At 63.6% G+C, this 26,768-nt stretch carries 23 protein-coding genes; 8 read left to right on the top strand and 15 right to left on the bottom strand.

What is annotated here, in order from left to right; genetic code table 11:
* The first annotated feature begins 64 nt into the window (after positions 1-64).
* Both QMY55_RS21415 and htpG read left to right on the top strand, forming a co-directional pair.
* Positions 65-2,023 carry a pseudouridine synthase gene (locus QMY55_RS21415; RefSeq protein WP_283486123.1) on the top strand — a complete coding sequence of 653 codons (1,959 nt, stop codon included), beginning with the start codon at positions 65-67 and terminating at the stop codon, positions 2,021-2,023.
* A 323-nt stretch (positions 2,024-2,346) separates the two neighbouring features.
* The gene (gene htpG / locus QMY55_RS21410; RefSeq protein ID WP_283486122.1) at positions 2,347-4,299 is read left to right on the top strand and encodes a molecular chaperone HtpG; all 1,953 of its coding nucleotides are present in this window, start codon (positions 2,347-2,349) and stop codon (positions 4,297-4,299) included.
* A gap of 99 nt (positions 4,300-4,398) precedes the next feature.
* Here the strand turns inward: htpG and QMY55_RS21405 are convergent, their stop codons facing one another.
* From QMY55_RS21405 to QMY55_RS21395, 3 genes are all read right to left on the bottom strand, one after another.
* Entirely contained in the window at positions 4,399-5,043 is a 645-nt protein-coding gene (locus tag QMY55_RS21405; protein WP_283486121.1) for a DUF7822 domain-containing protein, read from the bottom strand.
* Between the two features lie 77 nt (positions 5,044-5,120).
* A complete protein-coding gene (locus QMY55_RS21400) occupies positions 5,121-6,350 on the bottom strand; it encodes an MFS transporter (RefSeq protein WP_283486120.1) in 1,230 nt (409 codons plus the stop codon).
* Positions 6,351-6,370: 20 nt separating this feature from the next.
* Positions 6,371-6,883: a RidA family protein gene (locus QMY55_RS21395; protein WP_283486119.1), complete on the bottom strand. Its 513-nt coding sequence runs from the start codon at positions 6,881-6,883 to the stop codon at positions 6,371-6,373.
* Positions 6,884-7,033: 150 nt separating this feature from the next.
* On the opposite strand from QMY55_RS21395, the gene soxR reads away from it, so the two are divergent.
* The gene (gene soxR, locus QMY55_RS21390; RefSeq protein ID WP_283486118.1) at positions 7,034-7,516 is read left to right on the top strand and encodes a redox-sensitive transcriptional activator SoxR; all 483 of its coding nucleotides are present in this window, start codon (positions 7,034-7,036) and stop codon (positions 7,514-7,516) included.
* A 21-nt stretch (positions 7,517-7,537) separates the two neighbouring features.
* On the opposite strand, the gene QMY55_RS21385 is transcribed toward soxR, so the two are convergent.
* Positions 7,538-8,740 carry an MFS transporter gene (locus tag QMY55_RS21385; protein ID WP_283486117.1) on the bottom strand — a complete coding sequence of 401 codons (1,203 nt, stop codon included), beginning with the start codon at positions 8,738-8,740 and terminating at the stop codon, positions 7,538-7,540.
* Between the two features lie 290 nt (positions 8,741-9,030).
* Here QMY55_RS21385 and QMY55_RS21380 point away from each other — a divergent pair, with 290 nt between their 5' ends.
* On the top strand, positions 9,031-9,474 hold the full coding sequence (locus QMY55_RS21380; RefSeq protein WP_283486116.1) for a hypothetical protein: 444 nt from the start codon (positions 9,031-9,033) through the stop codon (positions 9,472-9,474).
* Between the two features lie 3 nt (positions 9,475-9,477).
* Here QMY55_RS21380 and QMY55_RS21375 read toward each other — a convergent pair whose 3' ends face one another.
* Together QMY55_RS21375 and QMY55_RS21370 are read right to left on the bottom strand one after the other, a co-directional pair.
* A complete protein-coding gene (locus tag QMY55_RS21375; protein ID WP_283486115.1) occupies positions 9,478-10,836 on the bottom strand; it encodes an esterase-like activity of phytase family protein in 1,359 nt (452 codons plus the stop codon).
* Positions 10,837-10,916: 80 nt separating this feature from the next.
* Positions 10,917-11,951 (bottom strand): serine/threonine protein kinase, encoded by a 1,035-nt coding sequence (locus QMY55_RS21370; RefSeq protein ID WP_283486114.1) that lies wholly within the window; start codon positions 11,949-11,951, stop codon positions 10,917-10,919.
* 170 nt (positions 11,952-12,121) lie between these two features.
* Here QMY55_RS21370 and QMY55_RS21365 point away from each other — a divergent pair, with 170 nt between their 5' ends.
* Positions 12,122-12,799 carry a 2'-5' RNA ligase family protein gene (locus QMY55_RS21365; protein ID WP_283486113.1) on the top strand — a complete coding sequence of 226 codons (678 nt, stop codon included), beginning with the start codon at positions 12,122-12,124 and terminating at the stop codon, positions 12,797-12,799.
* Between the two features lie 171 nt (positions 12,800-12,970).
* Here the strand turns inward: QMY55_RS21365 and QMY55_RS21360 are convergent, their stop codons facing one another.
* From QMY55_RS21360 to QMY55_RS21325, 8 genes are all read right to left on the bottom strand, one after another.
* A complete protein-coding gene (locus QMY55_RS21360; protein WP_283486112.1) occupies positions 12,971-13,387 on the bottom strand; it encodes an organic hydroperoxide resistance protein in 417 nt (138 codons plus the stop codon).
* A gap of 166 nt (positions 13,388-13,553) precedes the next feature.
* Positions 13,554-13,949, bottom strand: coding sequence for a hypothetical protein (locus QMY55_RS21355; protein ID WP_283486111.1), 396 nt, complete (start codon positions 13,947-13,949; stop codon positions 13,554-13,556).
* 4 nt (positions 13,950-13,953) lie between these two features.
* The gene (locus QMY55_RS21350) at positions 13,954-15,285 is read right to left on the bottom strand and encodes a serine hydrolase domain-containing protein (protein WP_407650552.1); all 1,332 of its coding nucleotides are present in this window, start codon (positions 15,283-15,285) and stop codon (positions 13,954-13,956) included.
* A gap of 34 nt (positions 15,286-15,319) precedes the next feature.
* A complete protein-coding gene (locus QMY55_RS21345) occupies positions 15,320-16,135 on the bottom strand; it encodes a crotonase/enoyl-CoA hydratase family protein (RefSeq protein ID WP_283486109.1) in 816 nt (271 codons plus the stop codon).
* Positions 16,136-16,210: 75 nt separating this feature from the next.
* On the bottom strand, positions 16,211-17,059 hold the full coding sequence (locus tag QMY55_RS21340; protein ID WP_283489031.1) for a 3-hydroxybutyryl-CoA dehydrogenase: 849 nt from the start codon (positions 17,057-17,059) through the stop codon (positions 16,211-16,213).
* A gap of 116 nt (positions 17,060-17,175) precedes the next feature.
* Positions 17,176-18,396, bottom strand: a complete 1,221-nt coding sequence (locus QMY55_RS21335) for a GGDEF domain-containing protein (protein WP_283486108.1) — start codon at positions 18,394-18,396, stop codon at positions 17,176-17,178.
* Between the two features lie 12 nt (positions 18,397-18,408).
* Complete coding sequence (locus QMY55_RS21330; RefSeq protein ID WP_283486107.1) at positions 18,409-19,902, bottom strand: AMP nucleosidase; 1,494 nt, start codon at positions 19,900-19,902, stop codon at positions 18,409-18,411.
* 3 nt (positions 19,903-19,905) lie between these two features.
* The gene (locus QMY55_RS21325) at positions 19,906-21,939 is read right to left on the bottom strand and encodes a putative bifunctional diguanylate cyclase/phosphodiesterase (protein ID WP_283486106.1); all 2,034 of its coding nucleotides are present in this window, start codon (positions 21,937-21,939) and stop codon (positions 19,906-19,908) included.
* A gap of 186 nt (positions 21,940-22,125) precedes the next feature.
* On the opposite strand from QMY55_RS21325, the gene QMY55_RS21320 reads away from it, so the two are divergent.
* The 3 genes from QMY55_RS21320 to QMY55_RS21310 are packed head-to-tail and all read left to right on the top strand — an operon-like array spanning position 22,126 to position 25,382.
* Complete coding sequence (locus QMY55_RS21320; protein ID WP_283486105.1) at positions 22,126-23,100, top strand: cation diffusion facilitator family transporter; 975 nt, start codon at positions 22,126-22,128, stop codon at positions 23,098-23,100.
* Complete coding sequence (dtd, locus tag QMY55_RS21315) at positions 23,097-23,546, top strand: D-aminoacyl-tRNA deacylase (protein ID WP_283486104.1); 450 nt, start codon at positions 23,097-23,099, stop codon at positions 23,544-23,546. The genes QMY55_RS21320 and dtd overlap by 4 nt, the downstream gene beginning before the upstream one ends.
* Positions 23,547-23,600: 54 nt before the next feature.
* On the top strand, positions 23,601-25,382 hold the full coding sequence (locus QMY55_RS21310; protein WP_283486103.1) for a dipeptidase: 1,782 nt from the start codon (positions 23,601-23,603) through the stop codon (positions 25,380-25,382).
* Between the two features lie 30 nt (positions 25,383-25,412).
* On the opposite strand, the gene QMY55_RS21305 is transcribed toward QMY55_RS21310, so the two are convergent.
* A complete protein-coding gene (locus QMY55_RS21305) occupies positions 25,413-26,744 on the bottom strand; it encodes an amidohydrolase (protein ID WP_283486102.1) in 1,332 nt (443 codons plus the stop codon).
* Positions 26,745-26,768: the final 24 nt, after the last annotated feature.

Below are 26,768 nucleotides of genomic sequence, written 5' to 3'. Positions count from 1 at the left end.
ACCGCGCTGGAATTGTGGATAACTTCCGCCTCGCACCGCCGCGTCGCGAGACAATTACGGCCAAATGTCAGTCAATCCTCCTAAAGAGCCCGGCACCCCAGGTGCTGGCAATTCCTCCGCGCCGTCCGATCCCTCTTCGGCGCGCCCTGTTTTGCGTGCACCTGCCAAGCCGGCCCCGGCGGAAAAACCCGCTGCGCGCGGCCCCCGGCCTGCCGGCGGCGACCGCTCGGATCGCGGCCCGCGCGGCGATCGCGGTGCCCGCCCCCAGCGTGAACGTGACGAACGGCCTCGTTCTTCGGGCTTTGGCCGCCCCGATGGCCGTCCAGGCCGTGATGACGGCGAGCGCCGCCCCCGCTTTGATCGCGATGATCGTCCGGCCGAGGGGGGCGAACGCCGCTTTGGCGGTGGCGATCGCGGATTCAAGCCCTACGGTGAACACCGTGGTGAAGGTCAGCGCGACGGCGAGCGTCGCGAATACCAACCCCGTAGCGGCGGACCACGCGACCGTTTCGATGACCGCCGTGACCAGCGCCCTCAGGGGCGTGACTTTGGTGACCGTCCACAGAGCCGTGGCTTTGGGCGTCCCGACCAGGGGGGGGAGCGCCGCGAGTATCAGCCCCGCAGCGGCGGGCCCCGCGATGGCGGACCACGTGACCGTTTCGACGACCGTCGTGACCAGCGTTCCCAAGACCGCGACTTTGGCGATCGTCCTCGTAGCGGCGGCTTTGGCCGCCCTGACCAGGGTGGTGAGCGCCGCGAGTTCCGTCCCCGTGATGGCGAACGCCGCGAATATCAGCCTCGCGATGGCGGACCACGCGACCGTTTCGATGACCGCCGTGACCAGCGTCCGCAGGGCCGTGACTTCGGTGACCGTCCTCAAAATCGTGGCTTTGGCCGCCCTGACCAGGGTGGCGAGCGCCGCGAGTTCCGTCCACGCGACGGTGAACGCCGCGAATACCAGTCCCGCGATGGCGGACCACGCAATGACCGTGGACCACGTGACGATGACCGCCGTTTTGGCGATCGCCGTGGTGACGGCCATCGCAATGACGAGCGCCGTGGCGAACGACGTGATGAGCGTCGCGATGACAGGCGTGACGAGCGTGGTGGCGAGCCTGAAAAGCGCCATATCCCCGGCTCGTTTGTGTCGGAGGCCACACGCCGCCCGACGACCGGCATTCGCACCTATAGGCCCGCGGCCGATGGCTCGGACCGTGCAATTCCCGTCAAGCGCGCCCCTGAGGTGGAAGCCCGCCAGGACGACCGTCCCGGTGCCGTGCGCATCAACAAGCGCATTGCCGACATGGGGCTGTGCTCGCGCCGCGAGGCCGATGAGTGGGTGGAAAATGGTTGGGTCACGGTCAACGGCGAAGTCGCGACCATGGGCCAGAACGTGGTGCCCGGCGACAGGATCGAGATCGATCAGAAGGCTCAGGACCGCCAGGACCAGCAGGTCACCATCCTGCTGAACAAGCCCATGGGCTATGTCAGCGGTCAGGCCGAGGACGGCCATGAACCCGCCGTGGTGCTGATCACCAATGAGAACCGCTGGAACGAGGACCGCAGCAAGACGCGCTTCAACTTCAGCCAGCTCAAGGGCCTGGCGCCTTGCGGCCGCCTGGACATCGATTCCGTGGGCCTGCTGGTGCTGACCCAGGACGGCCGTGTGGCCCGCCACATCATTGGCGAGGACTCCGAGGTCGACAAGGAATATCTGGTGCGCGTGACCTTTGGCGACCGCGACGTGGATGTGCAGTCCGTCTTCCCCGAGGAAAAGCTGGAGCTGCTGCGTCACGGCCTGTCGCTGGACGACCAGCCTCTGCAGCCTGCCAAGGTGGACTGGCAGAACCCCGAGCAACTGCGCTTTGTGCTGACCGAAGGCAAGAAGCGCCAGATCCGCCGCATGTGCGAGCTGGTGGGTCTGCGTGTGGTAGGCCTCAAGCGCATCCGTATCGGCGGCGTGACCCTGGGCAATCTGCCTACCGGTCAGTGGCGCTATCTGGCTCCACACGAAAGTTTCTGATAGGCCCCCCCTGAGGCGCTTTGCGCCTTTCCCCCCCTCTCTCGATGCGTTGCATTGGGGGGGGACGATGCCTTCGCTGCGGGGCGGCCCTTGCTAGGCATCTCTGGTGTGTAGTGCGCCAGTTTTGAATGAAATTGGGCTATAGCCCTTGATTGATAAGCGCAAGCAGCTATTCTTTTTGAATTGGCGCTTGCGCTTTTTTCATGTCTGAATTTGCAGCTAAAGCCCCTTGAAATTTCAAGGGCAGGCCCGAGTTAAGACAGCGAATCGCCTTGAGCGCAGCTCCAGGCGGCTTTTGACTTTAGTTTTTCGTTCACAAAGACATGACAAAGCAAACCCATTCCTTCCAGGCCGAAGTGGCCCAGCTGCTGCACCTGGTCACGCATTCGCTGTATTCCAACCAGGAAATCTTCCTGCGCGAGCTGATCTCCAATGCTTCGGATGCTTGCGACAAGCTGCGCTTTGAAGCGCTTCATGATGCCAGCCTCTATGGCGATCAGCCCAATCTGGAAGTGCGTGTGTCCTTTGACAAGGCCGCCAAGACGCTGACCATCACCGATACCGGCATCGGCATGAACGAGCAGGAGGCCATCGACAATCTGGGCACGATTGCCAAGAGCGGCACCAAGGCTTTCATGGAAAAGCTCAGTGGCGACCAGAAGGCCGACTCGCAGCTGATCGGCCAGTTCGGCGTGGGCTTCTACTCGGGCTTCATCGTGGCCGACAAGATCACCGTGGAAACCCGCCGCGCCGGTGCACCTGCTTCAGAGGGCGTGCGCTGGGTCAGCGGCGGCACGGGCGACTTCCAGATCGAGCAGATCGAGCGCGCCCAGCGCGGCACCAGCATCATCCTGCACCTGCGTGACGATGCCCAGGAGTTCCTCAACGGCTACAAGCTCAAGCAGGTCATCTCCAAGTACTCCGACCATATCAGCCTGCCCATCCTGATGGAAAAGGAAGAGTGGAAGGAAAGCGAGAAAGAGGGCGAGCCCGGCCAGATGGTCAAGACCGGCGAGTGGGAAACCGTGAACAAGGCCAGCGCCCTGTGGACCCGCCCCAAGAAGGACATCACCGAAGAGCAGTACCAGGAGTTCTACAAGGCCATCAGCCATGATTTCGAGAATCCGCTGACCTGGAGCCACAACCGCGTCGAAGGCAATACCGAGTACACGCAGCTGCTCTATATCCCCGCCAAGGCCCCGTTCGATCTGTACCAGCGTGACAAGCATGCCGGCATCAAGCTCTATGTGAAGCGCGTCTTCATCATGGACGATGCCGAGGCGCTGATGCCCCAGTACCTGCGTTTTGTGAAGGGCGTGATCGACTCGGCCGACCTGCCGCTGAACGTCAGCCGCGAGCTGCTGCAGGAAAGCCGCGATGTGCGCCTGATTCGCGACGGCTCGGCCAAGCGCGTGCTGTCCATGCTCGAAGACCTGGCTCGCCACGACAAGCACGAAGCCGCAGCCGAAGGCGCGGATGGCGTGCAGGATGTGGTCAGCGAAGAAGACAAGGCCAAGGAAGGCAAGTTCACGCAGTTCTACAGCGAGTTCGGCGCCGTGCTCAAGGAAGGTCTGGGCGAGGACTTCGGCAACAAGGAACGCATTGCCAAGCTGCTGCGCTTTGCCACGACCACGCACGAAGGTCTGAACACCTCGTTTGCCGACTACAAGGCACGCATGAAGGAAGGTCAGGACGCGATCTACTACATCACGGCCGACAACCTGGCTGCTGCCAAGAACAGCCCGCAGCTCGAAGTGTTCAAGAAGAAGGGCATCGAAGTCCTGCTGATGACCGACCGCGTGGATGAGTGGGCGCTCAACTATCTGCACGACTTCGACGGCACGCCGCTGCAGTCTGTGGCCAAGGGGGCCGTGGACCTGGGCAAGCTGCAGAACGAAGAAGAGAAGAAGGCGGCTGAAGAAGCTGCCGAAGCCTTCAAGCCCGTGCTGGCCAAGCTCAAGGATGCGCTCAAGGACCGTGCCGAAGATGTGCGTGCCACCAGCCGTCTGGTCGATTCGCCCGCCTGCCTGGTGGTCAGCGACGGCGACATGAGCCTGCAGCTGGCGCGCCTGCTCAAGCAGGCCGGCCAGGCCGCGCCTGAGTCCAAGCCCGTGCTGGAAGTGAACCCCGAGCACCCGCTGGTCAAGAAGCTGGACGGCAGCGTGCACTTCCATGACCTGGCGCAGATCCTGTTTGATCAGGCGGTGCTGGCCGAGGGCGGCATGCCCGAAGACCCTGCCGCTTATGTCAAGCGTGTGAACGCACTGCTGGCTTAAACGGCTTCGCTTTCAATAAAAATCCCCGCAGAGTGGTGGCTCTGCGGGGATTTTTTATCGCCGGGCCGCCCCAGGATAAAACGCATGGGCTGCCATTCTTTATGAGTTCTGGGGCTGCTGTCCCGAAAAGTCGAAATACAGAATATTGGACCAGTGACCCAGGCCCAGCGCATGAATGGCCTGCATGGGCCTGGGCGCTGGCTTGCTCGGAGGTGTGGGATCAGCCTGTCCAAAGAGCCGCGCCAGAAAGCCTTTGGGCCTGGGTTTGGCGATCGGCTCGGGTGCTGCCTGGGCCGTGGGCTGCAGCGATTGCAGGGCCGCATCCAGCTCAGGCTGCAGATTCCGGATGCTCTGGAGCAGCGCAAGATTCTGATCGGGCAGAGGCTTGTTCGTCATGTCAAAGATCTCGCCGCATTCCAGCACAAAGTAGGGATTGCGGTTGGCCGGATTTTTCAGAAACGCCAGTGCTGCTGCGATCTCCGGCTGAGCCTCGGGCTGCCGGATTTGGGCAAGAAAGCGCTCCAGATTGGCCAGGCCCGTCTCATAGTCTCCCATCAGGGCGATATCGCCATCGCTGTCCCAGATGGAGGAAGGGCAGGTGCGGGGATTGCCGCTGAGCAGGAGCTTGAAGACGATGGGAATGTCATAGCGGTACTCGGAAATGCCAACCAGCTTGCGGCCCTGGGCGACGGCATCGGGGCCGGGCGCGATATTCGTCGAATAGAGGTAGCTGCGATTGGCCATAGTGCTTGCTCCTGCTGAAGAACTGTTTTTGCAGTGATTTTGCGTCATGACGCTTGATGGGAAAGCGCCGACAGCTATCAAAGTGTGAGCCGCCGGGTCTGTACTGTCAGCAGATGGCGATCCCAGAGCACCATGCTCAGGCTGATCAGGCCCAGTATGCCGCCCATCAGGCTGGTGCCGTTCCAGCCATGGTGCAGCCAGGCCCAGGAGCCCAGGGCCGAGCCTATGGAGGCTCCGACAAAATAAGTCGTCATATAGACGGCATTGATGCGCGAGCGTGCCTCGGGGGCCAAGGCGTAGATCACGTTCTGGTTGCTGATGTGCAGCGCCTGCAGCGCGCCATCGACGATCAGCAGGCCCAGCATGAACCACCAGATGCTGCTGCCGCCCAGCCACAGGCACAGCCAGCCCAGCAGCATCAGAATGGCGCCGGCCAGCGTGGTGTGCTGCTCCAGCCCCTTGTCGGCCATGCGGCCCGCCACATTGGCCATCAGTGCGCCCGCGATGCCGACTATGCCTATCAGGCCGATCATCAGGTCGGAGAGTTCAAAGCCGGGCCCGGCCAGAAGCAGCGCCATGCTGGAAAACAGCACGCTCACGGTGGCAAAGCCGGTGCCGCCGATCAGCGCGCGGCTGCGCAGGCGCGGGTGCTGGCGCAGCAGCGCGCCCAGTGACTTCATCACCTCGCCATAGCCGACCACGGAAGTCGGGGCTGCCTTGGGCAGGGCCCGTGCCAGCAGCAAAGCCATGAGGGCGGTGGCGACAGCGCCCACCCAGTAGACCGTGCTCCAGCCGCCCAGGTCCGACAGAATGCCGGCCACGCTGCGCGAGGCCAGAATGCCCACCAGCAGACCGCTCATCACCAGCCCCACGGCGCGGCCGCTGGTGCCGGGGGCGGCGAAGGTGGCCGCCATGGGCACCAGTACCTGCGCGGCCACCGAGAACACGCCGGCCATCAGCGTGCCGGCGGCCAGCAGCGCAAAACTGCCTGCCAGGCCGCTGATGCCCGAGAGCAGCATGCCGCAGGCCGCCAGCAGCATCAGCGTCAGCACCAGGCGGCGGCGCTCCAGCATATCGCCCAGCGGCACGAGGAACAGCAGCCCCAGGCCGTAGGAAACCTGGGCCATGGTCACGGTGCTGGAAGCCTGGGCATCGCTGATGTGCAGATGCTGCACCATGGAGTTGAGCAGCGGCTGGTTGAAGTAGTTGGCTCCCGCACACAGGCCGCAGGCCGTGGCCATGAGCAGCAGCGTGGTCTGGGAGAGCACCGTCGGAGCCTGGGTTTTTGTTGTTGTGGTTTTTGTCATGGGCAATGGGTCAGTTGAATTCAGGCAGGAACGGCTTGTCCGGTGGCGGGAGCAGTAGCGGCAGGCCGCGCGGTCGAGACTGCAGCGATGGCTTCCACCTCGATCAGCATGCCGGGCAGCGCCAGTTTGGGAACGGGGATCAGCGTGCAGGCCGGAAAGCGGGGGCGTGGATCATCGGGCTCGCCGCTGCCCCAGTGCAGAGCGATGCTGTCCTGCCACTGCTTGAAGCGCGGCAGATCATGATCGACGATCAATACCGTCAGTTTGGTGACATCGGCCATGCTGGCGCTGCCCGCAGCCAGGGCCGTGCGGACATTGGCCAGCGCCTGCCTGGCCTGCAGGGCGAAGCTGTCGGGCAGATGGGCCTGGGCATCCTCGCCGCCCTGGCCGGAGACAAACAGCCAGCGCACGGGCTCCTGCACGCTGACCACATGGGTGTAGCCATTGGGCAGGCTGTCATAGAGGCCGGCAGGCTGCAGGTGTTGCAAAGACGTGGCAGAGGGCAGTAGGGCTGGGCGAGAGAAAGGGGGCATGAAAGTCCTTCAGATGCATCGGCGCGGCGAAGGGCTTTACCGAGAACGGGGAGGAATTTTTCAACCTCAACTAAGCTTGAGGTCAAGCGCCTGACAAAACCTCAGAAATAAAAGGTGATAGCAGGGCAGCCATCTACAGCAAGGTAATCCATGGGAAAGAGTAGCCACGAACAAGAGTGCAGCGCTTTGCTGCAGGAGTCTCTGGAGCCGCCGGAGCTGACGGTGGGCGAGGTCGCCCGGCGCAGCGGTGTGGCGATCTCGGCCCTGCATTTCTATGAAAAGCAGGGACTGATTGCGAGCGCGCGAACAGCGGGCAACCAGCGCCGCTATGCACGTGCCGTGCTGAGACGGGTGGCGGTGATCAAGGTGGCGCAGCGCATGGGCGTGCCGCTGGCCGAGATTGCCCAGGCGCTGTCCTGTCTGCCCGGCAATCGCGTGCCCGGCCAGGCGGACTGGGCGCAGCTGTCTTCGCGCTGGAGAGCACAGCTTGATGAACGCATTGCCACGCTGACCCAGCTCAGGGATCAGCTCGATAGCTGCATAGGCTGCGGCTGTCTGTCCCTCAAGGTCTGCCCCTTGCGCAACCAGGAGGACTGCCTGGCAGGGCAGGGTGCGGGCCCGCATTTCCGCTGATGCAGTCCTCTTGGCAGCATCTCATTGACGTGGAATCGGCAATACGCGAGCGCGCAGGCTGAAAACGCCCAGCACCGTGGTCAGCACGCTCAGGCACAGGCAGAACACGACCAGGGCCGGCGTCAGACCCATGACGTCGGACAGCCAGCCCAGGCCCAGAATCGGAACAATCGTGCCCAGGTAGCCGATGATCAGATAGGTGGACAGCAGGCCGGTTCGGTTGGCGGGCTTGGAGACCTTGTTGACGATGGACATGCCCGCCAGATTGCACATGGCATGGCCTGTGGCCGTGGTCAGCACGCTGAGAGCAAAGAGCCAGGGAGAGCCGAGCTGGGTATTGGCCATCAGCAAGAGATTGCTGGCGGCCAGCGCAAAGAAGCCGGTGATGGCTATTTTCTTGGTGGCGACAGGGCGTGCCAGAAGCTGTATGCCGGCAGACATGAACAGGATGATGCCTATGGACAAGCCCGAGACCAGGGGGCCGTGCCAGGGGACCATGTTCTGCATGAAGCTGGGTGCCAGTGCCGCAAACAGGCTGAACATGCCGAATGCCGAAAATGCCGCCATGCAGCCCAGCATGTAGTGGCGCAGAAACGGCCTGCGCGGCTGGGACAGCGCGGGCATGACATCGCGAAAGGACAGGCCGCCTGTCGAGGTGCTGGTGGATGCTGGAATGCGCACCTGGAACAGCGCGTAGATGGCCAGAAAGCCCAGCAGGATGGAGGGCAGATAGGCGGTCTTGAGCGGCATGGGCAGCCACTGGGCCATCAGTCCTCCGACGACGGGGCCCAGGCCGAAGCCAAAGGCAATCGTCAGGCTGGTGGTGGCGGCCGCGCGCTGCAGGTCTCCTTTGTTGTTGAGCTGCGTCATGCCGACCGAGGCCGAGGTGGTGATCAAGCCCGAGGCCACGCCGATCACAAAGCGGCAGATGGCAAAGCTGGGCACATTCCAGGCCAGAGCCGAGCTGGTGATGCCCAGCGTCATCAACACCAGGCCTGCGCGCAGTACGGCCAGAAAGCCGAAGCGGTCCGTCAGCCGGCCCAGGAACAGCAGGCTGGCCAGTGCGCCGAACATATAGGCTACGAAGATCTGCGTGATGTGGCTGGGCTGTAGGCCCCAGGCCTGCTGGTAGATGGGGTACAGGGGGCTGGCCAGGGCCGTGCCCATGACGCCCACGCACATGGAAAAGCACACCCAGGGGTAGGGCGTCCACTTGGATTGCATGATGAATGGAGGAGATGCGTTGCTCCGGCATGCTGCTCCCGTCCCTGCGCTGGAACCGGGTTGCCCGCAATGCTCGGCTGGGACGATTGTAGAAAGAGCGGTTGATGCAGGCAGAAGGCCTGTGGTGATCCCGTGGCACGAGGAAGGTAATGCTGGCGGGGAGCATCCGTGCAAAAGCAGCGGACAGGGCCTGCGGGTCACAATGGGTGGCAGTAAAACGCATCCGTCAGCGATGGGCTGGATGCATTGAAGGGTGCGCAAAGGTGCTCCCGAAACTCGGAGTGTCAAGCATGAGGATGGGAATCAAGGGAATACGGGCCGGAATTCTGGCCATATCGCTGGGGGCGGTGCTGGCAGGCTGCGGATCGGTCGGTGCCGGTGTGGGCGTAGGCATTCCCGTGGGGCCGTTCTCGGTGGGCGTGGGCCTGGGCAGCGGCGGCCTGAGCGCGGGCGTGGGTACGGGTGTCGGGCCACTGGGCGTCGGCGTGGGCGTGAACCAGCGCGGCCAGGTGCTGGGCAGTGCCGGTGTGGGCGCTTCCACGGGCGTGGGCGGTGCCAATGTGGGCGTAGGCGTGGGCACTTCCACGGTGCTGCACGATCCGCGCAATGCCCGGGCGGAACCGGCTCAGTCTGCGCCGCCTGCGGTCATCACGCCTGCCGAGCCCGGCCAGATCCAGTGGCACGATGCCAGCGGGCAGCCTGTGCCCGCCTGCAAGGCCGAGGGGCGTTGCTGAAGATCAGCGTGCCTTCAGAAAGTCGCCGACCTCCAGCAGCACCAGCTCGTTGTCGTCGGCACGGTTGGGGTCACGGCTGGAGCTGAACGGCAGATTGTTGTCGTTGCCGACCACGATATGGCTGGCATCCACCACGTCCACGTTCTCGATGGTGAAGAACGGGAAGGTGAACATGCCGGCATTGAGCGGCTTCTTCGCCACGCGGTTCGGGTCCTGGATGTTCATCAGGTCGACGTAGGCGACCTTGCGCAGCTCGCTGCCGGCGTTGGCCTCGGTCAGCTCCACCTTGTAGATGCGTTTGAACTTGGCCGTGTCGCTGAAGCAGTCCTTGCGCTTTTCGCCTTGCGGGCAGGCCTTGTCGGCTGTGCCTTCGCCGTTGTCGCGTTCGATGATCAGGCCGGTGGTGTCGTCGATCATGTTGAAGTCGCCGATGGCATGGCTGTTGCCTTCGAGCACATACTTCCAGTGGCGGCCCGTCCATTGTTCGGCCTTCACGTCGAACTCCAGCACGCGCAGGAACTGCTTGCCGCCGTCTACCGCTTCATAGGCCTTGGCTTCCTCGTTCCAGACTGGGCCTTCGAGCAGGGCATAGAGCTTGCTGCCGTCCTTGGAGGCGGCCATGCCCTCGAAGCCCTTGGAGCGCTTGATCTGGAAGGCGGCCATCTTTGCGTCCGGCGCACCGGGGGCTACGGTGCCCGGGTAGTCGGGCGAGCGCACGGGCTTGCCGTCCACCTGGGTTTCGAAAACGGCCAGCACCTTGCCGTTCAGATCGGCCTTGATCAGATAGGGTCCGAACTCTTCGCCTATCCACAGCGCACCGCCCGCGAACTGGAAGCTCTCCGGGTCGAAGTCCGAGCCGCTCAGGTAGCGCTGCTTTGTGCCTTCATGGATGATGCGAAACGGCACCTTTTTGTCGGGGTCGTGCAGGAACACGGTCTTCAGGCGCTGGAACTTGCCGCTCTTGAAATCCACCTTGTAGTGGTTGAGGTAGAGCATGAAGTCCGGCGAATTGGCCTTGGCTCCTGCGCCGTTGTCGGTGAGCACCCAGAACGTGCCGTCGGCCATGTGCTTGATGCCCGAATGGCCTTGCAGCGGCTGGCCCTTGAAGGGCAGCGAGACACCGGTGGGGCGGCCGTTGGACAGTCCTTCGATGCTGCCGATCTGCTCGGTGCGCTGTGCGGTCGTGAACTTGCCGCTGGTCTGCAGATCGGCCGGGGCATCCTTGGGTGCCGGAACAAAGGACTGGGCCGGCAGCAGGGCATGGCCGGCCAGTGTGGCCGGATACGCTTGCTGGGCTTGTACGCTCAGGCTGAGCAGGGAGCTGGCCAGGGTGGCTGCGGCGAGGGTTTTGAACACAGGCATGGGGAACTCTTGAAAACTGAAGCCGGCAAGTTGCCTTGCGAACATGACGGTGTCATGAAACCCCCAGGGCCCGGCATGCTTCAGGCGTACAGCGGCTCTCGCTGGATGGCCTCGATCTGTTCGTGGAGCATGTCTACCTGGCTGCGCCAGTAGTCGGCGGAGCCGAACCAGGGGAAATTGATCGCGAAGATAGGGTCTTGCCAGCGCCGCGCCAGCCAGGCGCTGTAGTGGATCAGGCGCAGCGTGCGCAGCGGCTCGATCAGGGCCAGCTCGCGCCGGTCGAAGGGGCGGAATTGTTCGTAGCCTTCAAGCAGGGCCGACAGCTGCTGCGTCTGCTGGGCGCGCTCGCCCGAGAGCAGCATCCACAGGTCCTGCACGGCCGGGCCCATGCGCGCATCGTCGAGGTCCACGAAGTGCGGGCCGCCTCGGCCCTCGTCGTCCAGCGGCGTCCACAGGATGTTGCCCGGATGACAATCGCCATGCAGGCGGATATGGCTGGCGCTTTGCAGGCCGAAATGGCCGGCCTGGCTGAGTCCGTCCGCAGCCGGCGCGATCAGGTGCAGCGCCTGCTCGCAGGCCTGTTCCCAGCGCTTGCGCACGTCCAGCGCCACCATGTCGTGCTCCAGCAGGTAGTTCATGGACTCGAAGCCGAAGCTGCGCAGGTCCAGCGCCGGGCGGTGGGCAAAAGGCCTGGCCGAGCCTTCGGTGTGGATGCGGGCGAGAAAGCGGCCCGTCCACTCCAGCACTTCCCAGTCGTCGAGCTCGGGCCGGCGCCCGCCCCGGCAGGGGCTGACGCTGAACAGAAAGCCTGCATGCTCGTGCACGGTCCTGCCTTGCAGTATCAGCGGGGCGACGACAGGGATTTCTTTGTCGGCCAGCTCCTGTGAGAAAGCATGCTCTTCCTCGATCTGCGCCAGGCTCCAGCGTCCCGGGCGGTAGAACTTGGCCACCACCTTGTCGCCATCGTCCTGGTGAGCCAGATAGACGCGGTTCTCATAGGAGCTGAGCGCCGTCAGGCGCCCGTCCGGCAGCAGGCCGGTGCTGCACAACGCATCGATCACGCAGTCCGGCGTGAGATCGGCGTAGGGGTGGGAGGAATCTTGCAGAGAGCTCATGCCGCCATTGTCCTGCGCAAAGTCCCGCCCAGGCAGCAATTCTTCGTGCTTTGACGTTGGGTATATTGCTTTTTATTTGATAGCTTTCAGCGCTTGTCTGTTATGGGCTTGAGCGATTTTTCGTTGAAAACTGCTGTACGGGGGTACCTGATCGGCAAACTGGCACACTCATGGATATGTACGCCAGCCATGCTCTGTCACAAGCCTGCGAAGACCGCGATTTTGCCGAGTGGCACCAAGGCTGCCCCTGGTGCGCGGTATGGGTGGTGCTGATCGCCTCCGAAGCGGTGGATGCCACCATCCAGGCCGCTCGCCATGCGCTGGGCGATGCCCTGCTGGCGCGCTATGCCCGCCAGCCGCATCTGACGCTGGCTTACCGGGGCCTGTGCGATGTTGCCCATCATGGCGCCGCAGAATTCGGCCCCGAGCAGTTGCAGGCCGATCTGGTCACGCTGCAGGAGCTGGCACAGGCGCCGTTTGCCGTGCAACTGCAGGGCGTGGGCAGCTTTACCACCGTGCCCTATCTGGGCGTGACCCAGGGGAGCGATGTGCTGGCGCAGCTTCACGCCGCGCTGCAGCCCTGGCCGCCGGTGCCGGGCTGGCATTACTTGCCCCATCTGACCCTGGGGCATTACGCCAGAGAGCTGCCGCTGATGTGGGCGGTCGAGCAGTTGCACGCCGTGGGCGTGGGCCAGCCCTGTCTGTCCGTCGAAGTGGAGCAACTGGCGCTGGTGCGCTATGCCAGCCACGATATTGCGGGCCCGCTGCAGCTCGAAGGACTGTGGGACCTGCAGCTGCAGCAATACCAGCCGCAACATGGCGCCCTGTGGGCGCAGCAGTACCTATAAAAGCCCTGTGTACCCTGTGCATTGCCACTGGCGCTGCCTAGGCCAGGAGCAGCGAGCAAGGGCCTAGACGGCCCCGCTGCCCCGCAGCGATGTTGTTGTCCCCTCGCCCGAAGTGCGCAGCACGCAGAGAACGAGTGGAAGGCGCGTAGCGCCACGGGGGAGTGTTCCGATTTAAGCGATGGTCAGGGTGACGTTGATATTGCCGCGTGTGGCGTTGGAGTAGGGGCAGACTTGGTGAGCTGCATCCACCAGTTGCTGGGCAGCGGCCTTGTCCATGCCGGGCAGGTTGATGGTCATGCGCACGGCGATGCCGAACACTTCGCCCACGGGGCCCAGGTCCACTTCGGCGTCCACCGACAGATCGGCAGGCAGGGTGGCCTTCTGGCGAGCTGCCACGGCCTTCATGGCGCCGATGAAGCAGGCAGAGTAGCCGGCAGCGAACAGTTGCTCGGGGTTGGTGCCCTTGCCAGCGCCGCCGGGGGAGGTCAGCTGGATGTCCAGGCGGCCATCATCGGTGCGCGAAGCGCCTTCACGGCCACCGGTGGTGTGGGCGTGGGCGGTGTACAGAACCTTGTCGAGTTGGGCCATGGTGATCTCCTTGGGTTGGTGAAGGGCATACGCTAACCCATGTTGGTGACGCCAGCCGCCCGCAGGGGTGAGGGTGCTTGTGCAGAGAATGCACGAATCAGCCTCAAATCTGCGGCTAACGCTTTTGCATCAATCGCGGGAAGCTATGCTTTTTGAGGTATTTTCCTCAGTCTTCGTAGGGAAGATCATCGGCCGCAACGCCGATGAAGTCAGGCGCCGGGGTGACGGGCAATTGCAGCGCCCAGATATCCGGGTGGCCCTGCACCAGTCGCTTGACGGCGCGGTGCATGCCGTCCATCAGGCGGCCTTGCGCATCGAGCAGGATGGGATAGGCCGTGTCGGCGGCTTCGACCAGCTTCATATGCTCGGCAATGGCGCGTGGCGTGGGCTCGTCTCCCGGCTCGCTGAACCAGTAGCGTTGCTCCAGTTCGGCAATGGCGCTCAGGGCCACCAGACGCGGTTGCAACTGCTGGGCCGCAGCCTGTTCGATGAGCTTGCGCACATCCCAGGCCAGCAGCCCTTGCGGGCTGGGGCGAAGGTGGTACTGAGGACGCAGATTCATCCGGCTATTTTTTCATGAGCGCATCGGCCACGGCTTGATAGGCGGGCAGGCTCAGGGGATCGATGGCCGCGTTGGCCGCGATGGGGTGGGCCGCGTAGCGCACAAGCACCATCTGGGCCTTGGGGTCGATGTAGATGGTCTGGCCGTGGATGCCGCGGGCCGTATAGGCGCCGTCTGCATTGTGCGAGACCCACCACATATTGCGGTAGGACCAGCCGGGCAGCGTGGCATAGCCGGCCTTGGCGAATTTGGCAGGGTCGCCGCCGTTGCGGATGTCGTCGACCACGGCCTTGGGCAGCACCTGCTGGCCGTTGGCGGCGCGGCCGTTGTTGCGCATCATCTCGCCGAAACGCGCCAGGTCGCGCAGCGTGGTGTTGAGACCGCCGCCGCCCGATTCCGTGCCGATGCGGTCCACCATGAAGAAGGCGTCCTGCTCGGCGCCGATACGGCTCCAGATGCGCTCGGACAGAAGCTGTGCCAGGGGTTTGCCGCTGGCGCGGCGCACCAGCCAGGCCAGCACTTCGGCATTGACGGTCTTGTAGGCAAAGGCCTGATCGTGCTCGCCTTCCTTCTTCAGCGTCTGCAGGAATTCATAGAAGGTCCTGGGGCCCGCGTAGTCGCGCCCCTGGGGCACCATGCCGCCGGCACGCGCATAGTCCCAGATCTCGGCCTTGGGGTCGGCGTAGTTCTCGGAGTAGTGCACGCCGATCGTCATGTCCATGACCTGGCGCACGGTGGCGTCGCCATAGGCCGTGTCCTTGAGCTCGGGCAGGTAGCGGGTGACCGGGGAAGCCGGGTCCAGCGTGCCTTCATGGGCCAGCAGGGCGGCCAGCGTGCCCACAAAGGACTTGGTGACCGACATGGCGATATGCGGGCGCTCGGGTGTGAGCGCGCCGAAGTATTTCTCGTAGACGATCTGGCCCTTGTGCAGCACCAGGATGCCGTCCGTGTAATTGCGCTCCAGCGACTGGGCGAATGTCAGTTCCTCGCCCGTGCCCATGGCCTTGAAGCGCACGCTGTCCAGGTCGGGAGCGCGGGCGGCCTTGGGCAGCGGACTGGGGGCTGCGCCGCCGCGCCAGACATTGGCCGTGGGCACCAGTTCGCGGATGTGCGAGAAGGTCCAGCGCGTGCGCGGATAGACGTTGACGGCAGGGTTGTCGAAGGTGAGCTGCTTGTCTGGCGGCGGCGGAAAGCCCTGCATCCAGCCCATGGCCTGGACCGTGGTGGCGGCCGGGTCGGGCAGGGCTGGTGCCGTGGTCTGCGCAAATGCAGCGGAAACCATAGCGGCCAACGCAAGTGGGACAAGCGATGGACGCGGAAAACCTTTGAAAATCATGGTTGTCTCCTGAATGGGTCTTGTCAGCCAGTGCTTATTTGCCAGTGAATCGTGCAGGGCGTTTTTCGATAAAGGAACGTACGCCCTCGGCCGCGTCCTCGCTATTGGCCAGGCGCTGCTGCACGGGAATGAAGTCGGCCACGGCGGCGGCCTGGCCCAGCTCTATGGCCTTGAGCACATTGAGGCGCGTGGCGACCACGGCCTGAGGCGCCTGCAGCGAGATGCGCTCGGCAATGCGCCAGGCTTCATCGAGTTCCCGGCCTGCGGGAACGACCTTCTGCACGAAGTTGCAGCGCAGGGCCTCGGCACTGTCGAATTCGTCGCCCGTGAGCAGATGCAGCATGGCATTGCCGACACCGGCGCGCTCGGCCATGCGCAAGGTGGCGCCGCCCGTGGGCATGATGCAGCGCTGCACTTCCATCTGCGCAAAGCGGCAGTCGTCGGCTGCGACCACGATGTCGGCGCCCAGCATCAGCTCGATGCCGACGGTGAAGCAGATGCCCTTGACGGCGGCCACCATGGGCTTGGCGCGGCGGCGGTAGCCGGTCAGCCCGTAGTCATGGGGCTCGACCAGTCCCTGTGGAATGACTTTCTGGCCCGTGCGCAGGAATTCGGCCATCACGGGCAGGTCCAGCCCGGCCGTGAAATGGCTGCCGAAGGCGTGCAGCAGGCCTACGCGCAGCCCGGGCTCGTCGTCCAGCCGCGTATAGGCCTCGGCCAGCTGCCTGAACATGGCGGGGGTCCAGCCATTGCGTTTGGCCGGACGGTTGATGCCGATCAGCAGCACATGGCCGCGGACTTCGCAATGAATACAGCCCTCGGGCGGAGGGCTGGGGTTCTCGATATGCATGGCGGATCTCCTGCGCAAACCATATGCCGCAGCCCGGTTGGCCGCAGTCGCGCAGAAGACCCGAAACGCCGCAAATCAGTAGGTGTAAACACCACGGCCGGTCTTGCGGCCCAGGCGGCCGGCAGCCACCATTTCCTTGAGCAGCGGACAGGCGCGGTACTTGCTGTCGCCGAATTCCTTGAGGTAGACCTCCATCACGGCCAGGCACACGTCCAGGCCGATCATGTCGGCCAGGGCCAGCGGGCCGATGGGTTGGTTGCAGCCCAGCTTCATGCCGGCGTCGATGTCCTCGGCCGAGGCCAGGCCTTCGGCCAGCACGAAGAAGGCCTCGTTGATCATGGGCACCAGAATGCGGTTGACCACAAAGCCCGGAGCATTCTTCACGGTGATCGGCGTCTTGCCCAGGCGCTCGGCCAGGGCCTTGACGGAGCCGTGCGTGGCGTCCGAGGTCTGCAGGCCGACGATGATCTCCACCAGTGCCATCATGGGCACGGGGTTGAAGAAGTGCATGCCGATGAAGCGGTCGGCGCGCTGGGTCACGGCGGCCAGCTGGGTGATGGAGATGGACGAGGTGTTGGTGGCGACGATCACGTCCTGGCCCAGCAGTGCATCGAGCTGCTTGAGGATCTTGACCTTGAGCTCGTAGTTTTCGGTCGCGGCCTCGATGACCAGCTGGGCGGACTTCAGGTCGTCGTAGCTGGTCGAGGTCTTGATACGCGAGAGCGCGGCGGCCTTGTCGGCCTCGGTGATCTTTTCCTTCTTGATCAGGCGGTCCAGGCTGCCTGCCACGGTGGCCAGGCCTTTTTGCACGGCGGCTTCGGAAATGTCCACCATCACCACATCGATGCCCGATACGGCGCAAGCCTGTGCAATGCCGTTGCCCATGGTGCCAGCACCGACGATGCCTACGGTTTGGATTGCCATCATTTTTGTCTCCAGTCAGATAAGTGCGATTGAACCGGAAAATGTTATCCGGGTTCTGACCGGGTTGGCGCTTAGTCGGGCATCGCAGGCGCTCAAGGAGTCAAACGGATGACAGCTCAACGGGTGGGGGCCTGGGCTTGAGGTGCAGGCGACGCTTCGTGGTCGGGGGCCTGCAGGGTGATGATCTTCAGGCCGCCCTGGCCACTTTTCTTGGCCTGGCGCAAGGCTTGCAGGGCCTCGTGAGTCAGGTCGTCAAAGCTCAGACCGTCCCAGACCTCGGGCACATGCACGCAGCCTGCGCTGAAGTCCAGGTTCAGCTGCAGCTCATGCATCAACCCCAGTTGAATGGCGGACTTCAGCCGTGTGAACAGCGACTGCACGCCAGCGGCGTCGGCATGCACCAGCAGGCAGAACGATTCGCCATGCCAGCGAGCAGCGACCTCATCGCCGCGCATCTGCTTTTGCAGTGCCAGCGACAGCAGCTGCAGCGCCTCGTTGCCCACATCGTAGCCATGGCGGCGATTCACGCGCTGAAACTGATCCATGTCCAGCAGCACGATGGACAGCGGCAGATGGCCGCGTTGCGAGCGGCGCAGCATGCCCTGAGCCTGGCGCGCCAGGGTGTGCCGGTGGGGCAGTCCGGTGAGATCGTCTTCCTGTTTCTGCTCGAGGTTCTGGCGCTGGCTTTCATCGCGCCAGGCTAGAAGAATGGCCAGCAGCAGCAAGGTGCTGCAGATCGGGGTGGCCATGGTCAGGGCGTGATTGATTGTGGCTTCCTCGGTGCCAAATCGTTGCAGCCATTCGGGGTGGAGCGTGATGTAGCTGCGCAGCAGCAAGACCCAGCCCAGGACAAAGCCCACGCCAAACACGAGATAGCGCCAGAGCTTGCTGGCAGGTCTGCCTGGCCACAGGGCCTTGACGCCCACCAGCATGGCGCAGATGCCGTAGCAGGCGCTGAACCAGGCGGCGCGGTCGGTCGGGGACTGGATCAGCCCCAGGAAGCCCAGCGGCGTCAAGATGCAGCCTGCTGCCAGCATGTGGCGCAGCGCGCTGCTGCGTGGGCCCAGCCAGCCAGACAGGGCCCGACCGAGTCGCCACAGCGCTGTCATGGCGACGCTGGTGGCCGCCAGCGAAAGTGCAGAGCTCCAGAATGCGGACTGTGTTCTTGAGGCGCCGAGGATCAGCACCCAGGCCAGTCCCTGGAGCAGCAGGAACTGCTGGCCGCGTCGTGCGGACGCGCTGATCTTCTTTCCCATGAACCAGGGCAAGGCAAAGGCGACCGCCATCAAATTGATGGCGACGGCCATGGTCATGGAGAAGAAATCCAGCTCGGGCATGGAGGCAGAGGCTTACTGGAAGGCGACTTCGTCAAAGCTGCGCAGCTTGCGGCTGTGCAGGCGGTCCGAGCCGCCTTCGCGCAGTATGTCCACGGCCCGCATGCCTATGCGCAGATGCTGGTCCACGCGCTCGCGGTAGAAATGGTTGGCCATGCCGGGCAGCTTGATCTCGCCATGCAGCGGCTTGTCGCTCACGCACAGCAAGGTGCCGTAGGGCACGCGGAAGCGGAAGCCGTTGGCGGCAATGGTGGCAGACTCCATGTCCAGTGCCACGGCCCGGCTCTGGCTGAAGCGCAGCTGCGGCAGATTGTTGGGCAGCAGCTCCCAGTTGCGGTTGTCGGTGCTGGCCACGGTGCCTGTGCGCATGATGCGTTTGAGGTCTGCGCGCTCCATCTGCGTGATATCGCCCACGGCCTGCTGCAGCGCCACCTGAATCTCCGCCAGGGCGGGAATGGGCACCCACAGCGGCAGCTCCTCGTCCAGCACATGGTCCTCGCGCACATAGGCATGGGCCAGCACATAGTCGCCCAGTTGCTGGCTGTTGCGCAGGCCGGCGCAGTGGCCCAGCATCATCCAGGCATGGGGGCGCAGCACGGCGATATGGTCGGTGATGGTCTTGGCGTTGGCCGGGCCCACGCCGATATTGACCATGGTGATGCCGCTCTTGTCGGCGCGCACCAGATGGTAGCCGGGCATCTGCGGCAGACGTGGCGGAGCCGCGCCCAGCTCATCCACGGCCTCGGCGGGCAGGCCCTTGCGGCGTGTGACCACGTTGCCGGGCTCGATGAAGGCGATGTATTCGCTGTCTTCCTTGGCCATTTCGGCATGGCCGAGGCGAATGAACTCGTCGATGTAGAACTGGTAGTTGGTGAACAGCACGAAGTTCTGGAACCACTCGGGTGCCGTGCCCGTGTAGTGGCGCAGGCGGTGCAGAGAGTAGTCCACACGCGGTGCGGTGAACAGCGACAGCGGCAAGGCCTCTCCGGGCTGCGGACGCCAGGTGCCGTTGGCAATGCCATCGTCCATGGACTCCAGATCGGGCAGGTCGAAGACATCGCGCATCAGCAGGCGGCGTTCGGCGGGCAGGGCGCCCTCGATATGGTCGTTTTCCGCGAAGGAAAAATGAATCGGGATGGGTTTGTCGCTGAGTCCCACCTCCAGTTGCACGCCATGATGGGCAATCAGCAGGCGCAGCTGTTCGCCATAGTAGGTGGCGAACAGGTCTGGCCGGGTCAGGGTGGCCTCGTAAGTGCCGGGGCCCTCGACAAAACCGTAGGTCAGCTTGGTGTCTGCGCGTGCCACCGTGGTGGTCTTCATGCGCACAAACGGGTAGTAGGCATGGATGGGGGCCGCAGGTGTTTCACCGGCGACAAAGCGCTGCATGGCTGCGCGCAGATGGTCGATCTGCTCCCGGTACAGTTGCTGCACATGGGCCAGGGCCTGCGATGCCTCAGCGTGAAAAGTACTGCTGTTTTTATCGGTGGTGTTTGGTATTTTGGGAGCCATGCACTATTGTCTTTGCAGAGGGTGACAGTGTTGCGACATCCAGTGTTGCGCCTGTTCGCAGGGAAGGGGTGCAGACACCAGAAACCCTTGCATCATGTCACAACCAATGTTTTGCAAAAGCTCTCTTTGGGCTAGGGTTTCGACCCCCTCGGCAACGATTTCCAGGTGCAGGCTGTGGCCCATCTGGACAATGGCGCTGACGATGGCTGCGGCATCGGGGTTGTGCGGCAGGTCGCAGATGAAGGAGCGATCGATCTTGAGCCTGTCTATGGGGTGCTTGCGCAGATAGGCCAGCGATGAATAGCCGGTACCGAAGTCATCGATGGCCAGTCCCACGCCCAGGGCCTTGAGCGCGTGCAGTGCATCTGGCACCTGTCCGCCAGACTGCATCAGCGTGGACTCGGTCAGCTCGATATGCAGCAGCCGGGCATCCAGCCCGGCGTGGGTCAGGGCCTGACTGACCTCCTGCACCACATCGCGTTGGCGAAACTCCTGGGCCGACAGGTTCACGGCGACAGGCACGGCAGGGTAGCCCGCATCCTGCCAGGCACGGGCCTGACGACAGGCTTCACGCAGCGCCCAATGGTCGATCGCTGCGATTAGGCCCCGATTCTCGGCAAAGCCAATGAATTCATCGGGATGCACCAGTCCGCGGTGCGGATGTTTCCAGCGCACCAGAGCTTCGAAGCCGGCCAGCTCGCCGCTGTCCAGATGCAGCTGCGGCTGGTAGTGCAGCTCGAATTCGCCGCGCTCCACAGCCTGGCGCAGCAGCTGTTCCTGCATCAGCATGCGCGTGGCACGCCCCTCCAGTGCCGGTGTGTAGAACTGCACAAAGCTGCGGCCCCTGTTCTTGGCCATGTGCATGGCGGCTTCGGCGTTGCTGATCAGCTCTTCGGGGCTGTTGCCATCCTTTGGAAACATGGCAATGCCCATGCTCAGCGATATCACCAGCTGCGTGCCGTCAATCTGATAGGGCTGCTCCGCCACGGAGCGCAACAGGGTGGCCAGCGCCTCGGTTTCCAGCAGGCTGGGGTTTTCCGCAAGCAGCACGACAAACTCATCGCCGCCTATGCGTGCGACCTGATCCTGCGGGCGCAGGGCGTTGCGCAGGCGCTGTGCAAGCTCGCACAGCAGCAAATCACCGGCGCGGTGGTTCAGTGAGTCATTGACGGCCTTGAACTGGTCCAGATCCAGGCTCAGCACCGCTACTCTGGTCTGCTGGCTGCGAGCCTGGGTCAGCGTTTTTTCCAGCAACCGGCTCAGATGCGACCGATTGGGCAGGTGCGTCAGCTGGTCATGCTGGGCCAGAAAGTCGATGTGCTGGCGGGCCTGGATATTGGCCGTCATGTCGCGCAGCAGCACGATACGGTATTCGTCCCCCTCGCCGGGCATGGTCTTGGCCTCGGCTTCCACGGGCATCAGCTCGCCGCTCTTGCGGATGAAGGCCGACTGGAGGCTGTCTTCGCGCTCGCTGCGCATGTATTGCAGCGCCTTCAGGCGGAACTGGGGGGCCACATAGTCGAGGATGGGACTGCCGCGCAGCTCGTCAATGCTGTAGCCGGTCATGCGCACCAGTGCATCATTGCCATCCAGAATGAGCCCATCACGATGCAGCACGATGGCCTCGGTGGTGATGGCTGCAAACTTGCGCATGCGCTCTTCGTTGGCGAGCATCTGCTGGGTCAGCAGGTGGTGGTGGCTGACGTCGGTGATCAAGGCCACCACACCTACCAGTGTCCCGTCGATCACATGGGGGTGCAGCGCGGCTTCCATGTGCTGCTTGCGTCCCTCGTGGTCCGGTGCCTGCCGGGTATAGCGTATGGTTTCGAGAACGCCTTCTTCCAGCCGCTGCAAATAGGTGCTGATCTGCTCCCAGATGCGCTCGCCCACAATCTCGCGTACGGAAAGGCCCAGGATCTCCTGCGGCTGTTTGCCAAAATATTCGGCATACCGGGCATTGGCAAAGCGGCACAGCAGGGTGCCGGCCTCAAAATAGGCCAGCATGGCAGGTGTGGCGTCGGCGATGAGACGCAGCATTGCATCTTTATCTCCTGGTTGCTGCGTTTGGAGCGTGTCGGGCATGAGCCTCCCTCTTTGGGAGTATTTTTATACGGTTTGAGACAAACAGAGTGTGGCGTATATCTCGCGATACTTCCAGACACATCGAGCAAATGGACGTATGTCCGCAAGCGGTCGGCAGTCCTCTATCCATGATTTTTTGATATGAACAAAGGTTCGAACACAAATTCACAGGCCTGGTTGCAGCCGCACAACTTGCTGCGCCTGTCCGTGGTGGTGGCACTGCTCACCATCGTTCTCAAGACCCTGGCCTGGTGGCTGACCGGCTCGGTAGGCCTGCTGTCCGATGCGCTGGAATCTTTTGTGAACCTGGCCGGTGCCATGTTCGCGCTGACCATGGTGACCGTGGCCAAACGGCCGGCGGACACCGAACACCCTTATGGGCATTACAAGGCCGAGTATTTCTCGGCCGGTTTCGAGGGCGTGCTGGTCATAGGCGCGGCCCTGGCGATCGCCTGGGCCGCGCTGTCGCGGCTGTGGAACCCGCAGCCCCTGGAGCAGCTGAGTTGGGGCCTGCTGCTGTCGCTGCTCAGCACGGTCTTTAACGGCCTGCTGGCCTGGGTCATGTTGCGCTCCTCGCGCAAATACCGCTCCATGGCGCTGGAGGGCGATGCGCGGCATCTGCTTACCGATGTCTGGACTTCGGTGGGCGTGGTGGTCGGCCTGCTGGCTGCGGCCCTGACGGGGTGGCTGTGGGTGGATGCGCTGGTGGCTCTGGCCGTGGCCGTGCATATCTGTGTGCAGGGCGTGCAACTGGTCTGGCAGTCCTCGCAGGGCCTGATGGACCAGGCGCTGGATGCGCCGCAGCGCCTTCGCATAGACACTTTGCTGGACGGCTATGCCAAGCGCAACGAAGGGGTGGACTTCGACAATATCTACAGCCGTCAGGCGGGGGAACGCAGCTTTGTGGACTTCCACATGCATGTTCCAGGCCAGTGGAGCGTGCAGCGGGCGGCACAATTGCGCTCGGAGATTGAAGCTGCCTTGCTGGAGGCCGTTCCTGGCCTTTATGCCCGCATCGAGCTGCTGCCCATGGGCATGAACACGGTCAGCGAAGTGGCTGACGGAGAGCAGAGCGGCGCAGCACAAAGCGCGGCCAAGGAAGGTGTGAGTACATGATGAGTGTGATTCAGCGCGTCAAGCAGGCGCGCGTGGAGGTCGACGGCCGCATTACCGGCCAGATCGGCCAGGGTCTGCTGGCGCTGGTCTGTGCCGAGCGCGGCGATACCGAGGCCGAGGCCGACAAGCTGCTGGCCAAGATGCTCAAGCTGCGCATCTTCAGCGACGAGGCCGGCAAGATGAACAAAAGCCTGCAGGACGTTGGCGGAGGGCTGCTGGTGGTCAGCCAGTTCACGCTGGCGGCCGACACCAGGGGTGGCAACCGCCCCAGCTTTACCGCCGCTGCCGCGCCAGACGAAGGCCGACGCCTCTACGAATACTTTGTGGACCAGGCCAGGGCCGCCCATGCGCAGGTGCAGACGGGCGAGTTTGCCGCCGACATGCAGGTGCATCTGGTCAATGACGGGCCCGTCACCATTCCCCTGCGCATGGAGCCGCAGGCTTAGGCAAGGTCGCGCCTGTGAGCCCATCCGTCACCACGATTTCAACAACAGCTGTCCATGAAGCCATCCTGCAAGCCCTCTTTGCCCCTCATCGCCGCCGGCCTGATTCTCGGTCTGGCAGGCGTCAGTCTGCCCATCCAGGCGCAGACCTTGAAGAAACCCGCACTGGACGCCCTGATCGCATCGTCCGCTGCGACCCAGCCAGAATCCTTCAAGACCTTTGCGCAACAGGCCGCCAGGGCCGAGCCTGGCGTGGCGGCTGCGGTGCAGCGCTATACGCGTGGCCAGACGCTATCGGATGGCGAGCTCGCGGACATCGCCCGGTTGCTGGGGGTCTACAACCGCCTGACGCAGGAGGCAGCGGTGCTGCAAAGCCTGCAGCGCATGGTGGCGCTACCCACTGTACGTGACCCTAAGGTGCCTCCGCATGAGAGCCCGGCCATCCTGGACTTCGGCAAGCTCGTGGCATCCATGGCTGCCGAGTTCGGGCTGCGCTTTCGCAATGTGGACAACCGCATCTTTGAGGTGACACTGCCTGCCAATGCGGCGAGCCGCACCAGCGAGGCCGCCGAGTTCGGCATCCTGACCCATGCCGATGTGGTGCCGGTGGTGGCCGCCGAGTGGGTGCTGGACGGCAAGCAGATCAATCCTTTCCAGGTCACCCGCGTGGGCGATCGGCTTTACGGGCGCGGCACGATTGACGACAAGGGTTCCATCGCCACCGTGCTGTATGCGATGAAGGCGGTCAAGGACAGCGGTCTGCCGCTGTCGCGCAGCATTCGCCTGATGATAGAGACCACCGAGGAAACCGGCGGCGATGCCATGAAGTACTACCAGAGCAGGACTTCGCTGCCGCAGTACAACATCGTGCTGGACAGCAAGTATCCGGCCGTGGTTGCTGAAAAGGGCACGGGCGCGCTCAAGGCCTTGTTTGCGGATGTCGCCGTGGATGCCGCCAAGCCTGCCATTACCGCCATGAGCGGCGCCGCCTCGGCCAACTCCATTGCGCAGACGGCCTCTGCCACCGTCTCTGCCACCGATACGGACGCGCTGGAGCAGATTGCGCAGCGCCTGTCCATGGAGAAGGATGAGTTTGTGCGTCGTCACGAGGCACAGGGCCGGTTCGCCATCGAGGTGCAGCGCGCCGAGGGCGTGGTCACGGTCAAGGTCACCGGAGCCTCGGCCCACGGCTCGCGCCCTGAGGAAGGGGTCAATCCCGTGCCGCGCCTGGCGCTGTTCCTGCAGCAGAGCCTGATGCCCGAACAGGGCGCAGCACTGGTGCAGCCCAATCAGTACAGCCAGGCCGTGCGCTATATCAATGGTGTATTTGGTCTCGACTACTTCGGCAAGCAGCTGGGCATTGCCTATGCCGATGATTTCATGGGGCCGCTCACGCTGTCGCCCAACCTCATCAAGTCGGCGGACGGCAAGCTCGAGGTGACGGCCAATGCGCGTATGCCGCGGGGCAAGACGCCCGAGCAGCTGCGCACCGAGGTGGAGCAGGGCATTGCCCGCTGGAGCGAGGCGGCCAAGGTGCCGGTCAGCGTGCAGTACACCCAGGGCAATTGGATGGCCCGCGATCCCAAGGGCGCGTGGCTGAGCACCTTGCTCAATATCTTTGGCGACACCACGGGGCTGGACGCCAGACCCGTGCCTACCGCAGGCAGCACTACGGCCAAGCTCATGCCCAATGCCATCAACTTCGGCCCCGCCATGCCCGGCAAGAAATACACGGCCCACAATGCGCTGGAGTATCAGGAACTGCCGGATCTGCGCACCGACATGCAGATGTTCACCGAGATGCTGGTGCGCATCGGCAATCTGCAGCAGATGCAGTGACGGCAGCCCCGGTCGTGGGGCTGGCGCTGCTTACTGCATCACGTTCATGACGGCCAGGGTCATGGTTTCCACGCCGGTCTTGAACGTGGGTTCGGGCTCTGGGGCGAAGAAGGGCGAGTGATTGAAGGGCAGGGGCTTGCCACCGGGCTGACTGGCCTCGGCCACCTTCTTGGGGTCGTACACGCCCAGGGTGTAGAACATGGATGGCACGCCCTGATTGATGAAGTCCGAGAAATCTTCGCTGGCCGTGATGGGTGAGATGGGGATCACATTGCGGTCGCCGAGCGCGGCCTTGAACAGCTTGACCGTGCGGCCTACCAGTGCCGCGTCATTGACCACGGCATCCGAGCCCTTGACCAGCTTGACCTCGGGTGCAGGAGCGCCCGACATGGCGGCTTCGGCCTTGGCCGTGCGCTCAATGCCTTCGTGCATTTTTGTGCGCACCTCGCTCTTGTAGCTGCGGATCGTTCCGAGCAGCCGCGCCTGGTCGGGAATGATATTGCCCGCGCTGCCCGAGTTGAAGGCGCCCACGGTGACCACGCCGAACTCCATGGGATCTTTTTCGCGGCTGATCACGCCCTGCACATCGACCACAAAGCGTGAGGCCATGAGCACGGGGTCAATGCCTTTGTCCGGCATGGAGCCATGGCTGCCACGGCCATGGAAAGTGATGTCCAGCGAGTCCGAATTGGAGGTCGCCGGCCCGGCTACATAACCGACCATGCCGTAGGGCATGGAGCCGGTGTGCAGCGCAAACGCATAGTCGGGTTTGCCGAATTTCTTGAACAGGCCGTCGGCCAGCATGGCCTTGGCTCCGGTCACGGTCTCCTCGGAAGGCTGGGCCACGAACATCAGCGTCCCTTTCCATTGGTTCTTCAGGCCCAGCAGGGCCTGGGCCGTGCCCAGCCAGCTTGTCATATGCATATCGTGGCCGCAGCTATGGGCGACAAAGCTCTCCTTGCCGTTGTACTGGGTCTTGGCCTTGCTCGCATAGGGCAGGCCGGTTTTTTCCTCCATGGGCAGGGCGTCCAGCTCGGTGCGCACCATGACGATGGGGCCCGCGCCATTGCGATAGATGGCGACCAGGCCGGTCTTGCCAATGCCCTCGGTGACTTCAAAGCCCAGCTTGCGCATTTCGGCAGCCAGCTTGGCGGCGGTGCGGGTTTCCTGAAAGCCCAGCTCGGGGTGGGCATGCAGGTCTTCATAGATGCTGCGCATGCCGGGGTACATCTGGCCGATCAGGCGCTGCAGCTCGGGCTTGATGGGTTGCGGGTCCAGCTCGGCGCTCCAGGCGGGGCTGGTGCTCAGGGAGCAGATGGCGGTGGCAATGATGCAGAAGCTGCGGGCAAGTTGAGGGTGCATGTTTGTTGGCTGTTGGGAGTGGCA

Source organism: Comamonas resistens (assembly GCF_030064165.1).
In the GTDB taxonomy this organism is placed as follows: Bacteria; Pseudomonadota; Gammaproteobacteria; order Burkholderiales; family Burkholderiaceae_C; genus Comamonas; species Comamonas resistens.
This window is presented reverse-complemented; position numbering and strand designations above follow the sequence as displayed.